Raw genomic sequence first — 12212 nt, forward strand, 5'->3', positions numbered from 1 at the left:
GGATCGGCACACTCGCCGCATGTTTCCGATCCGCGACCATAACCCTTCAAGCAAGACGCCCTATGTGACCTGGGCGATCATTGCGCTCAATGTGGTCATATTTGCCCTGACGCTGCCTCTGGCCGGGGATATGCAGGCGCTGTGGATCAACGGCGCGCTCTATCCGGCCGAGGTGACGCAAGGCCGCGCGCTGCACGGGCTGGTCACCCATATGTTCTTGCACGCGGGCATGATGCACCTGGCGGGCAACATGCTTTTCCTGTGGATCTTCGGCGACAACCTCGAAGAGCAGCTTGGCCATGTCGGCTTTCTGCTTTTCTACCTTGCCGGGGGGCTGGCCGCCGCCTTCGCGCAGATATTGGCCGAACCCTATACGACCATTCCAATGGTCGGGGCCTCGGGCGCGATCGCCGGGGTGATGGGGGGCTATCTGCTGCTGTTTCCCCGCGCGCGGGTCGATGTGCTGTTCATCTTCATCATCTTCTTCCGCATCTTCGCCATTCCCGCTTGGGTCGTCCTAGGCGTCTGGTTCGGGATGCAACTGTTCAACGGCACCGCCTCAGGACTGACCGACGGCATCGCCTACTGGGCGCATGCCGGAGGGTTTGCCGCAGGTCTTCTGCTGATGGTGCCGCACTGGCTGCGCCTCGGCGGGGCGATCTTCTGGGGCCAGAACCACGGCCGCCCGCCGCACCCCGAGGCCGAGTATCACCGCACCACCATCCCCGCCGTGCGGCGACGGCACTGAGCTGGGACCGCGATTGCCCTATTCACACGTGCGGCCTGCCACAAATGAAAAGGCCCCCCGAAACGGGGGGCCTTTCGCATTCCAAGCGTGCGCTTATTTGCGCAGCGTGCCGCCGGTGGCCTTGGTGACCTTGTCGATGATCTTGGCCGACACGGCCTCGATCTCGGCATCGGTCAGGGTCTTGTCGCGCGGCTGGATCCGCACCGAAAGCGCAATCGATTTCTTGCCCGCGCCCATCTGCTCTTCGGCCTTGGCGCCGGTGAACTGGTCGAAGACCGAGACCGCCTCGATCAGCGCCTTGTCGGCCCCATAGGCAGCGTTGACCGCGGTGATCACCTCGGTGCCGGTGTCGACCACGAAGGCGAAGTCACGCTCGACCGCCTGCAGGTCCGAGATCGCCAGCGCCGGGCGCGTGGGAGTCTTGACCTTCGGGAAGGGCACGTTCTCAAGCCGGATGGTGAAGGCCACCGCCGGACCTTTCACACCCATCTCGCGCAGCACCTTGGGGTGCAGCTCGCCGAAGGTCGCCAGCACATTGGGGCCAAGCGCGATATTGCCCGCGCGGCCCGGATGCCACCAGGCATCAAGCTTGCGGTTGACCTGCGCACGTGCGGGCGCGCCGATCGCGGCCAGCGCGGCCTCGGCATCGGCCTTGGCGTCATAGACATCGACCGGACGGCGCGAACCCCAGGGATCGCGCGGCGCCGAGGCACCGACCAGAAGGCCCGTGGCCACCGTCACCTGATCGCCCGGCTCGCCACCCGAAAAGACCGGCCCCACCTCGAACAGCGCGAGATCGGCAAAGCCGCGCGCCTGGTTGCGGGCAGCAGCCTGCAACAGGCCCGGCAGCAGATCGGGGCGCATATGCGTCATCTGCGACGAGATCGGGTTCTCGATCCGCGTAGCCTCGGCCCCGCCGCCAAACAGCGCGGCCGATTTCGCGTCGATGAAGCTGTAGGTCACGCATTCGTTGTAACCAAGTGCTGCGATGGTTCGGCGGGTGGTCTTCTCGCGCACCTGGCCCGGCGTCAGGATCGGCTCGGGCACGCCCGAGGTTTCCCGCGCCATCGGCTTGCCCTGCAACTTGGTCAGCGAGGCGATACGCGCCACTTCCTCGACCAGATCGGCCTCGCCCAGAACGTCGGGGCGCCAGCTCGGCGCGGTCGCCATGTCGCCGTTCAGCGTGAAGCCAAGCGCCTCAAGGGTGCGGCGCTGCTCGGCCTCGGGGATCTCCATGCCGACAAGGCTGATGACCCGCGCCGGGTCCAGCCGATAGGCGCGGGTGGTGGCCGGGACGGCGCCGTCCATGACCACTTCCGAGGCCTCGCCGCCGCACAGATCAAGCACCATCTGCGTCGCCAGCTCCAGCCCCGGCAGGGTGAAGGCCGGGTCCACGCCGCGCTCGAACCGGTAGCGCGCGTCCGAGTTGATGCGCAGCGCGCGGCCGGTCGCAGCAATGGTGATCGGGTCCCAATAGGCGCTTTCGAGGAAGACATCGACGGTCTCCTCGGTACAGCCCGAAGGCTCACCGCCCATGATACCCGCAAGGCTTTCCACGCCATTGTCGTCGCAGATCACCATCTGGCCTTCGCGCAGCAGGTAGGTCTTTTCGTCGAGCGCCTGCATCTCCTCGCCGCCCTTGGCGGGCACGATGCGCAGATCGCCCTTCACCTTGGCCGCATCGAAGACGTGCAGCGGGCGGTTCAGGTCATAGGTGAAGAAGTTGGTGATATCGACCAGCGCCGAGATCGGCCGCAGCCCGATGGCGATCAGCCGCTGTTGCAGCCAGGCGGGGCTCGGGCCATTCGTCACGCCACGGATCAGGCGGCCAGCGAACAGCGGGCAGCCCTTTTCCTTCAGCGCGGGGTCGATCTGCACCTTGATCGGGCTTGCGAAGCCGCCCGGCACTGCCTCGATTTCCAGCGGCTTGAGCACACCCAGCCCCCGCGCGGCCAGATCGCGCGCGATGCCGCGCACGCCAAGCGCATCGGGGCGGTTCGGGGTGATCTTGATGTAGATCATCGGATCGACCGCCTCGGGGCGGTTCTCGGCCAGCCAGTCGACAAACCGCTCGCCAACCTCGCCCGAGGGCAGCTCGATGATGCCGTTATGCTCGTCTGACAGTTCCAGCTCGCGCTCCGAGCACATCATGCCGTGGCTCTCAATACCGCGGATCTTGCCCACGCCAAGCGTGACGTCGATGCCCGGGACGTAATCGCCGGGCTTGGCGAGGACGACCGTGATCCCCTCGCGCGCGTTCGGCGCGCCGCAGACGATGGTCTTTTCGCCCTCATTGGTCAGCACCTTGCAGACCCGCAGCTTGTCGGCGTCGGGGTGCTTTTCGGCATGCAGCACCTTGGCGAGGGTGAAGCTTTCCAGCTTGCCCGCCGGGTTGGCGATTTCCTCGACCTCAAGGCCAAGGTCGGTCAGCGCATCGGCGATCTCGTCCACCGAGGCGGTGGTGTCGAGGTGGTCTTTCAGCCAGGAGAGGGTGAATTTCATAGTTCGATCCCCGTATGTTGGGAGATTTTTTTCTTCAGAAAACCAAGCGCCAAAGCCTTCACAATTTCTAAGCTAGCACTGCCGCCGGTCTCAGCTACAGCCGACTTTGTCTTATCCCAGACGCCTTGGTCTCGGACGGCATCCAGATAGTCATGTCCGGCCCAGGTTATGCTAAATGGCTGCTCCAACCATCTCGCGAGTCCCCTTTCGAGGTGTCCGGCATCGGGTCGGACTTTCACTGTCGGAAACATAAGGAGTCCAGCTTGGGCCATGAGCTTGATCTGATAGCGATCAAAATCCGAAAATCGGGCGCTAGAAGGCTCAAAGCGCTCCTCTGACGAGGCCTCGCACTCAAGCAAAATGGACCGAATGCGCTCCAGATCCCGATTCACTTACTCAACCCCCCGAACACCGTCGGCAGGTCGAGTGCGGCGAAGCCGTAGTGGCGTAGCCAGCGCAGGTCGCTCTCGAAGAAGGCGCGCAGGTCGGGGATGCCGTATTTCAGCATCGCCAGACGGTCGATCCCCATGCCGAAGGCAAAGCCCTGCCACTCGGCCGAGTCGATGCCGCCGGCTTCCAGCACCTTGGGGTGCACCATGCCCGAGCCAAGGATCTCCATCCACGAGTTGCCTTCGCCGATCTTGAGCTGGCCACCCTCCCACGAGCAGCGGATATCGACCTCGGCCGAAGGCTCGGTGAAGGGGAAGTGCGAGGCGCGGAAGCGCAGCTCGACCGAGGGCACCTCGAAGAAGGTCTTGCAGAACTCTTCGAGCACCCATTTCAGGTTCGCCATCGAGATGTCCTTGCCAAGCGCAAGGGCCTCCACCTGGTGGAACATCGGCGTGTGGGTCTGGTCCATGTCCATGCGGTAGACGCGGCCCGGCGCGATCACGCGGATCGGCGCGCCGGTCTTTTGCATGGCGCGGATCTGCACCGGCGAGGTGTGCGTGCGCAGCACATGCGGCGGGCGCGGGTCGGCGGCGTCGCGCGCCATGAAGAAGGTGTCGTGCTCTTGCCGGGCCGGGTGCTCGGGCGCGATGTTGAGCGCGTCGAAGTTATACCAGTCGCTCTCGATCTGCGGGCCCTCGGCCACGGCAAAGCCCATGTCGGCGAAGATCGCGGTGACCTCGTCCATGACCTGGCTGACCGGGTGGATGGTGCCCGTGCGGCGCGGACGGCCGGGCAGCGTGACATCAAGCCATTCGTTGCGCAGGCGCGCGTCCAGCGCGGCATCGGCCAGCGCCTCTTTCTTGGCGCGCAGCGCGGCGTCGATTTCGTTTTTCAGCACGTTCAGCGCGGCGCCGGTGGTCTGGCGCTCTTCCGGGCTCATCTGGCCCAGTTCGCGCATCTTCAGGCTGATCTCGCCCTTCTTGCCAAGCGCGGCCAGGCGCAGCTCTTCCAGCGCGGCCTCGTCAGCGGCCTGCGCGATCCCGTCGAGATATTTCGCCTTGAGCACGTCGAGCGCGTTCATCTGGTCTCTCCTGTCTGGTCGGGGGAGTGCTAGCCCCGCCCCGGCCCGATTTCAAGCGTATGAAAGAAAAACCCCGCGACGGCAAAGCGCCGCGCGGGGTTCAAAGTGCAATCCCTCAGATGGGGAGATTACGCAGCCGCGGCAGCCTTCGCCTTTTCGACGATGGCGCCAAACGCTTCCGGCTCGTGGATGGCGAGATCGGCGAGAACCTTGCGGTCCACTTCGATGCCAGCCAGCGCGAGGCCGTTGATGAAGCGCGAATAGGTCATTTCGGCGTCGAAGGCGCGGACAGCGGCGTTGATACGCTGGATCCACAGCGCGCGGAAGCTGCGCTTGCGGGCCTTGCGGTCGCGGGTCGCGTACTGGTTGGCCTTGTCGACGGCCTGGGTGGCGGTGCGGAAGTTGCGCGAGCGGGCCGAGTAGTAGCCTTTGGCAGCCTTCAGAACTTTCTTGTGCGAGGCGTGGGTAACCTTGCCGGATTTAACGCGGGACATTGATCAGCCTCCAGTTCAGCGGTTGTAGGGCATGTATTTCTTGACGATCTTTGCGTCCGCATCGGACAGGATCATCGTGCCCGCGCTGTCGCGGATGAACTTGGTGGTGCGCTTGATCATGCCATGGCGCTTGCCGGCCGGACCTGCGATAACCTTGCCGGTCGCGGTAAACTTGAACCGCTTCTTGGCAGCTGATTTCGTCTTCATCTTGGGCATTTCCATCTCCTCTTTCGAGTGTGTATTCACGCGACTCGGCATGCCACTCCGGCCGGCCGCGCGGGCTCATAGAGGGCGCCTGATATAGCCGCCCTCCCTGTTTGGCAAGGGGGTATGCGCACAAATCTACAGCAGGATGCGCCCGATCACCGACAGCACCACATCCGGGACCTCTCCCATCGTGTAGCCGCCGGGTTTCATCATCGCCGCGTAGATCAACAATCCCCCCCCCACGACCACCGCCAGAATTGCGGCATGTGGAGGGCGGCTGTTGGCAAATGCCGAGACGCCCGAGGGAATGGACAGCAGAAAAATAACCACCCCAAGGGCGAGCAACGTATCCATGTCAATCATGGCCGAGCCCTCGCTTACCCCTAGGTAAGCTTACTCCGGATCGGTGCGGAAAATCAATCTTTCGTCGCAGGGCGCCACGCGCAGGATGTTCGTCGTGCCCTGCACGTTGAAGGGCACGCCCGCGGTGACGACGATCTGGTTGGTTTCGTCGGCAAAACCGAAATCGCGCGCCGCGCGGGCCGCGTTGACGACCGCCATCTTGAACCGCTCGACCTCGTCGCAGCGCACGGCATGCACGCCCCAGGACAGGCAGATCTTGCGCAGGGTCTGCACCACCGGCGACATGGCGATGATCGGCACGCGCGGGCGCTCGCGCGCGATGAGCGAGACGGTCTTGCCCGACTGGGTGTAGCAGCAGATGGCCGAGATATCGGTGGCCTCGGCGATCTCGCGCGCGGCGGCCACGATGCCGTCGGCGACGGTCTGGCGAACCACGGTGCGCGAGGCCTCGATCACCTCGCGATAGGTCGGGTCGTTCTCGACCGATTGCGCGACCGAGTTCATGGTGGCGACCGCATCGACCGGGTAGCGACCGGCGGCGGATTCCGCGCTCAGCATGATTGCGTCGGTGCCCTCATAGATCGCGGTGGCGACGTCCGAGACCTCGGCGCGGGTCGGCATCGGGCTTTCGATCATGCTCTCGAGCATCTGCGTCGCGACGATCACGGGCTTTGCCGCCGCGCGGCAGCGGCGGATCAGGCGCTTCTGGATCGGCGGCACGGCGTGGACCGGCAGTTCCACCCCCAGGTCGCCACGCGCCACCATGATCCCATCCGAGACCTTGAGGATCTCGTCGAAGGCTTTCACGGCGGCAGGCTTTTCGATCTTGGACAGGATGGCCGCGCGGCCGCGCGCCAGCGCACGCGCCTCGATCACGTCCTCGGGGCGCTGCACGAAGCTGAGCGCCAGCCAGTCGGCGCCCATCTCGCAGGCGAACTCCAGATCGGCCCGGTCCTTGTCCGAAAGCGCGGCCAGCGGCAGCACCACGTCGGGCACGTTCACGCCCTTGCGGTTCGAGATCGTACCGCCCGTCGTCACGGTGCAATTGGCGAAATCGGGGCCGCATTCATCCACCCGCAGGCGGATCTTGCCATCGTTGACCAACAGCGTGGCGCCGGGTTCGAGCGCGGCAAAGATCTCGGGGTGCGGCAGGCAGACACGATGCCCCTCGCCCTCGGTCGGGTCGAGATCGAAACGGAAGGGCACGCCCTCTTCCAGATCGGCAGCGCCAGCGGCAAAGGTGCCAACGCGCAGCTTGGGGCCCTGAAGGTCGGCCAGCACGGCGATCGGACGCCCGGTATCGGCCTCGATCTGGCGGATGATATCGTAGCGCGCCTTCTGCTCGGCATGGGTGCCGTGGCTCATGTTCAGGCGGAACACGTCGGCTCCGGCCTCAAACAGCGCGCGAATGGTGGTGTAGTCCGACGATGCCGGCCCCAGAGTGGCCACGATCTTGACATTGCGAAGGCGTCTCATGCGTCCTCGTTCCTCATATTGACAAAATTTTTCGTGGGCCGGGCACAGCTATGGCGCAAAATGTCGCACAGAGCAACTGGCCTGCCCGCTAGAACTCGCGTATTTCTCGTCTGACGATTTTGGACGACGAGAGTATGACGCCCCACCCCGCCTACCGGACCGCTGGCACCGAGCGACCCTCGCGCTGGCTGGTGACCGTGGACCATGCCACCAACACCATTCCCGATTGGGTCTGCGGCGACTCTCTGGGGATCGCGGCGCAGGACATGGCGCGCCATATTGCCTATGACGTCGGCGCGCTCGGGCTGGCCGAGCGGCTGGCCGCACGGCTGGATGCGCCGATGATTTCCACCGACTTCTCGCGCCTCGTGATCGACCCGAACCGGGGCGAGGATGACCCGACGCTGGTGATGCGGCTCTACGACGGCACGGTGATTCCGGCGAACCGGAACGCCTGCGCGGAGCAGATCGAGCAGCGCTTGGCGCGGCTTTACCGCCCCTACCACGCCGCGCTGGCCGATATCGCGGGTGCCCGGACGGATCGGGTGATCTGCGCGGTGCATTCCTTCACGCCCTGCCTGCGCGGGCGCCCCCCGCGCCCCTGGCAGGTCGGCATCCTCTATTCGCACCGGGATGAGCGGCTGGCCAAGCCGTTGATCGCGGCGCTCGCGGCGCAGGGCCTGTGCGTGGGCGACAACGAGCCCTACTCGGGCCATCTTGACGGCGATTCCATCGACCGGCATGCGCTGACACCGGGCCGCCCGAATGTGCTGATCGAGTTGCGCAACGATCTGATCGCGCAGCCTGACGGCCAGATCGCCTGGGCAGACCGGCTGGCGCCGGTGCTCGATCAGGTGCTGCGCAACAGCGGGCTTTAGGCGCCCAGCCCATCGCGGTGATTCGCCCTTGAAGGGTTTGCACGACGTGACGGGCGCTGTAGCCCGTTGAAATTAACGAATTCTTTACAACCCTTTGGCGTGCGCCTCCACGCCTCTGGTCCAATCCTTTCGGTTCGCGCCTATTGCGCGCCAGGCGCGAACAATGCGGGGCGCGCGGGCCCACAAATCCCTTGCCGCATGTTCTCCCCAGCGTCATCGTTTTTGCATAGAGTAAGGATTATCTCATGTTCGCGTTATTTCTCGCATTAAGTGTGGCACTCACGCTGCTCCTTTGGGCAGAGCTGGGATGCCCCCGCCTGGGGATCGCGCCGCTGCGCCGGCGTTCCCCGTCACCGACGCCGGAAGATGCTCCGGCGCCGCAAAAGCCGACGATCACCAAGGACGAATTACCGTCCCCCTCGGAAGCTCTGCGTTTTGCCGAGCGTCAGGCCCGCCGCAACACCCGTCTTATCGAACAGCCCGACCCGCTCACGGTCGAACCCGCCCACATCGCCGAGCCCAGAGAGAACCCCGACGAGGCAATGTGGAAACGGCTGGAAGCCATGCTGCACGCGCCCGAACAGGCCCCTCGCCCCGCCGCCACGGTCGCGGCACAGGACCTCGCCCCGACACGCGACGCAGATGACGACCTGCCGCGGATCGACGATCTCGCGCCCGGCGAGCGGCTGGAGCTTGAACTCGACGGCCCCGCGCCGCGGCGTGAAAGCATCCGCTTCGAGCAGGTGCAAGGCCGCCGCCGCACCCGCGTGGTGATCGAGGACGAGGCCATCCTGATCCTCGACAACACCGATGCAGCAAGTCTGACCCCGGATCTCTTCCAGTTCCGCGCGCCGCGCGCCGTCTAAGACGGCCCGGCAACGGAAAACCCCGGCCAGGGCTGTGGCCGGGGTTTTCTCATTTTCAGAAGGCTACTGCGATCAGATCGCGGCCTTGAGGCTCTCGTCCAGATAGATCTCGCGCAGGCGCAGCGACACCGGGCCGGGTTTGCCCGAACCAAGCGCCACGCCGTCGACCTCGACCACCGGCATCACGAAGGCCGAAGCCGAGGTGAAGAATGCCTCGTCGGCCGCCTGAGCTTCGGCGATGGTGAAGGGGCGCTCGACGATCTCCATCTGCGCTTCGGCGGCATATTTCAGCAGCGAGGCGCGGGTGATCCCGTGCAGGATGTCGTTCGACAGCTGGCGGGTGATGATCTTGCCGTCCTTGACGATATAGACGTTGTTCGACGAGCCCTCGGTGACGAAACCGTCCTCGACGAACCAGGCGTCCTGCTTGCCCGCCTTCTCGGCCGCCATCTTCACCATCGACGCGTAGAGAAGCTGCACGGTCTTGATGTCGCGGCGGTGCCAGCGCAGATCGGGAACCGAAATCACCGAGATCCCCTTTTGCACCTTGGGGTCATCGGCCAGACCGGGCTTCGACTGAGTGTACAGCACGACAGTCGGCGGCGTGCCCTCGGGCGGGTAGTGGAAATCGCGATCGCCCGCATTGCCGCGGCTGACCTGCAGGTAGATCATGCCCTCGTCAAGTTCATTGCGCTTGATCATCTCACGGTGGATCTCCAGCCACTCCTCGCGGCTGATGTCGCAGACGATCTCTAGCTCGGCCAGCGAGCGGTTGAGGCGTGCGACATGACCATCAAACTCCAGGATCTTGCCGCCCAGGACCGAGGTCACCTCGTAGACGGCATCGCCCATCACGAACCCACGGTCGAAGATCGAGACGCTTGCCTCTTCCTCCGGCAGATATTGACCATTGAGATAGACAGTCCGGCTCATTCGTCTCTCCTTGCTCAGCCCCAAAGCCCGGCCTCGGGCGGGTAAACCTTGCCCTCGGCATAGGCCAAGGGGGTGGCACGGTCTTCGGCCAACAAAAGCGGCCCGTCAAGGTCAACATACTCTGCGCCCTGCGCAACCAGCACCGCAGGCGCCATCGCAAGGCTCGAGCCCACCATGCAGCCGACCATGATCTGATAACCCTCGGCCCGCGCCAGATCACGCAGGGCCAGCGCCTCGGTCAGCCCACCGGTCTTGTCGAGCTTGATGTTCACCATGTCATACTTGCCGCGCAGATGGCCCAGGCTCGCGCGGTCATGACAGCTCTCATCGGCGCAAACAGGCACGGGCCGCGCAATCCCTATCAGCGCCGCGTCATCCGCGGCGGGCAAGGGCTGCTCGACCAGCGCGACACCCAGACGGACCAGATGCGGAGCCAGATCCTGATAGACCTCGGCGCTCCAGCCCTCGTTCGCGTCTACGATGATCCGCGCCTTCGGCGCCCCGGCCCGCACCGCTTCCAGCCGCGCCATATCGTCGGGCGTGCCCAGCTTGATCTTCAACAGCGGGCGATGCGCATGACGCGCGGCCGCGGCCTGCATCTTCTCGGGCGTATCGAGCGAGAGCGTATAGGCACAGGTCATCGGCCCCGGCGCGGGCAGCCCTGCCAACTCCCATACCCGCTTGCCCGCAAGCTTCGCCTCCAGATCCCACAGCGCACAATCGACCGCATTGCGCGCGGCCCCCGGCGCCAGCGCGTCTTGCAACTCGGCCCGCGTGATCCCGGCGGGAAGCGCCTCGATCTGCGCCGCCACGCTTTCCAGGCTCTCGCCATAGCGCGCATAGGGCACGCATTCGCCGAAGCCCACGGCACCGCCGCGCGCCACCCGCACCGTCAGCACCTTGGCCTCGGTCCGGCTCCCGCGCGAGATGGTGAACACCTCGGCCAGCCGGAATACATCCGCCGTCACGGAGATCATCGCATCCCCCTTCTTCTTGGCTCAAATACCTCCGCCGGAGGCATCCGCCCCCGGCCACATGCGCAGCCTCTCAGATCGCGTCCAGCGCGTCCACCAGCTTGGCGGCGCCAAAGCGGAAGGGGTCGGTGGCGGGCAGGCCCATGTCTGCCTCAACCTGCGCCAGATAGGCCAGGGCCTCGGCCTCGGGCATATGCTGGGTGTTGACCGACACGCCCACCACCTGACACGCGGGGTTCGCAACCTTCGCCAGCGCCAGCGCCGTATCGCGCACCGCCTCAAGCGAGGGCAGCTTGTAGCCCGGCAGGCCGCGCATATGGGCACGGGTAGGCTCGTGGCACAGGATCAGCGCATCGGGCTGGCCGCCATGGATCAGCGCCATGGTCACCCCCGAGTACGAGACGTGGAACAGACTGCCCTGCCCCTCGATCAGATCCCAGTGATCGGCGTCATTGTCCGGCGTCAGATACTCGACCGAGCCCGCCATGAAATCCGCGATCACCGCATCGAGCGGCACACCGTCACCGGTGATCAGGATGCCGGTCTGCCCCGTCGCGCGGAAGCTTGCCTTCATGCCGCGCTCGCGCATCTCGCGCTCCATGCAAAGCGCCGTATACATCTTGCCGACCGAGCAATCGGTGCCCACCGCCAAACACCGCTTGCCGGTGCGCTTGATCCCGTTGGCGATCGGGTACTGGACCGAGGGCACGCGCACGTCATGCAACTGACGCCCGCAGGCGGCGGCAACGGCCACCAGGTCGGGTTCGTCGCGCAGCAGGTTGTGCAGCCCCGAGGCCAGATCGAACCCCTCCTCCAGCGCCTGCACCAGAACCTTCTTCCAGGCCGGGCTGATCACGCCACCACGGTTCGCCACGCCGATCACCAGCGTCTTGGCGCCGGCGGCCTTGGCGGTGGCAAGGTTCATATCCGCCAGCCCCATATCGGCCTTGCAGCCCTCCAGGCGATACTGGCCAAGCGCGAATTCCGGGCGCCAGTCCTTGATCCCCTGCGCCACCTTGACTGCCAGTTGATCGGGCGCGTCGCCCAGGAACAGAAGATATGGGGTCTCGATCATGGACATGGCGTTCTCCGATTGGGCAACATTGTTGACTTAGAAACAAAATAGCGCGCCGCACGGGGATTTTTTCGATAATTGTCGCTTACAATCTAATCATTGCCGAAGATTTCACGACCATCATGAAATTCGGCGCACTATTATCCCGACCAAACTGAAAACCGATCAAGTTTCTGTCGCAAGCGCAGCAACGATTCTGCGCCCGCGAAATGCGCTTGAAACCGC

At 64.9% G+C, this 12212-nt stretch carries 13 protein-coding genes; 3 read left to right on the plus strand and 10 right to left on the minus strand.

All coding sequences use genetic code 11. The features are described from left to right. The first annotated feature begins 19 nt into the window (after positions 1–19). Complete coding sequence (locus N3C64_RS11595; RefSeq protein ID WP_260014529.1) at positions 20–748, plus strand: rhomboid family intramembrane serine protease; 729 nt, start codon at positions 20–22, stop codon at positions 746–748. Positions 749–841: 93 nt separating this feature from the next. Here the strand turns inward: N3C64_RS11595 and pheT are convergent, their stop codons facing one another. The 7 genes from pheT to pyk form a co-directional block, all read right to left on the minus strand. Beyond that, on the minus strand, positions 842–3250 hold the full coding sequence (gene pheT, locus N3C64_RS11600) for a phenylalanine--tRNA ligase subunit beta (protein ID WP_260014530.1): 2409 nt from the start codon (positions 3248–3250) through the stop codon (positions 842–844). After that, positions 3247–3642, minus strand: coding sequence for a DUF2513 domain-containing protein (locus N3C64_RS11605; protein WP_260014531.1), 396 nt, complete (start codon positions 3640–3642; stop codon positions 3247–3249). The genes pheT and N3C64_RS11605 overlap by 4 nt, the downstream gene beginning before the upstream one ends. Continuing rightward, positions 3639–4721 (minus strand): phenylalanine--tRNA ligase subunit alpha, encoded by a 1083-nt coding sequence (gene pheS / locus N3C64_RS11610; protein WP_260014532.1) that lies wholly within the window; start codon positions 4719–4721, stop codon positions 3639–3641. Before pheS ends, N3C64_RS11605 begins: the two co-directional genes overlap by 4 nt. A gap of 128 nt (positions 4722–4849) precedes the next feature. Then, entirely contained in the window at positions 4850–5215 is a 366-nt protein-coding gene (gene rplT, locus N3C64_RS11615; RefSeq protein WP_218631129.1) for a 50S ribosomal protein L20, read from the minus strand. A gap of 15 nt (positions 5216–5230) precedes the next feature. Then, positions 5231–5431 carry a 50S ribosomal protein L35 gene (gene rpmI / locus N3C64_RS11620; protein ID WP_097068479.1) on the minus strand — a complete coding sequence of 67 codons (201 nt, stop codon included), beginning with the start codon at positions 5429–5431 and terminating at the stop codon, positions 5231–5233. A 126-nt stretch (positions 5432–5557) separates the two neighbouring features. Beyond that, on the minus strand, positions 5558–5785 hold the full coding sequence (locus N3C64_RS11625) for a hypothetical protein (RefSeq protein WP_233676552.1): 228 nt from the start codon (positions 5783–5785) through the stop codon (positions 5558–5560). A gap of 30 nt (positions 5786–5815) precedes the next feature. Then, positions 5816–7261 carry a pyruvate kinase gene (gene pyk, locus N3C64_RS11630; protein ID WP_218631128.1) on the minus strand — a complete coding sequence of 482 codons (1446 nt, stop codon included), beginning with the start codon at positions 7259–7261 and terminating at the stop codon, positions 5816–5818. Positions 7262–7395: 134 nt separating this feature from the next. Between pyk and N3C64_RS11635 the strand changes: the two genes are divergently transcribed. After that, positions 7396–8139, plus strand: a complete 744-nt coding sequence (locus N3C64_RS11635; protein ID WP_260014538.1) for an N-formylglutamate amidohydrolase — start codon at positions 7396–7398, stop codon at positions 8137–8139. A gap of 245 nt (positions 8140–8384) precedes the next feature. Then, positions 8385–9005 carry a hypothetical protein gene (locus N3C64_RS11640; protein WP_260014539.1) on the plus strand — a complete coding sequence of 207 codons (621 nt, stop codon included), beginning with the start codon at positions 8385–8387 and terminating at the stop codon, positions 9003–9005. 72 nt (positions 9006–9077) lie between these two features. Here N3C64_RS11640 and N3C64_RS11645 read toward each other — a convergent pair whose 3' ends face one another. The 3 genes from N3C64_RS11645 to dgcN form a co-directional block, all read right to left on the minus strand. Next, complete coding sequence (locus N3C64_RS11645) at positions 9078–9938, minus strand: D-amino-acid transaminase (RefSeq protein ID WP_260014540.1); 861 nt, start codon at positions 9936–9938, stop codon at positions 9078–9080. 14 nt (positions 9939–9952) lie between these two features. Continuing rightward, on the minus strand, positions 9953–10915 hold the full coding sequence (gene dgcA, locus N3C64_RS11650) for an N-acetyl-D-Glu racemase DgcA (protein ID WP_260014541.1): 963 nt from the start codon (positions 10913–10915) through the stop codon (positions 9953–9955). Between the two features lie 70 nt (positions 10916–10985). Next, positions 10986–11987, minus strand: a complete 1002-nt coding sequence (dgcN, locus tag N3C64_RS11655) for an N-acetyltransferase DgcN (RefSeq protein ID WP_260014579.1) — start codon at positions 11985–11987, stop codon at positions 10986–10988. Between the last annotated feature and the right edge of the window lie 225 nt (positions 11988–12212).

It is taken from the genome of Sedimentimonas flavescens, from assembly GCF_025154035.1.
Taxonomy (GTDB): Bacteria; Pseudomonadota; Alphaproteobacteria; order Rhodobacterales; family Rhodobacteraceae; genus Rhodobacter; species Rhodobacter flavescens.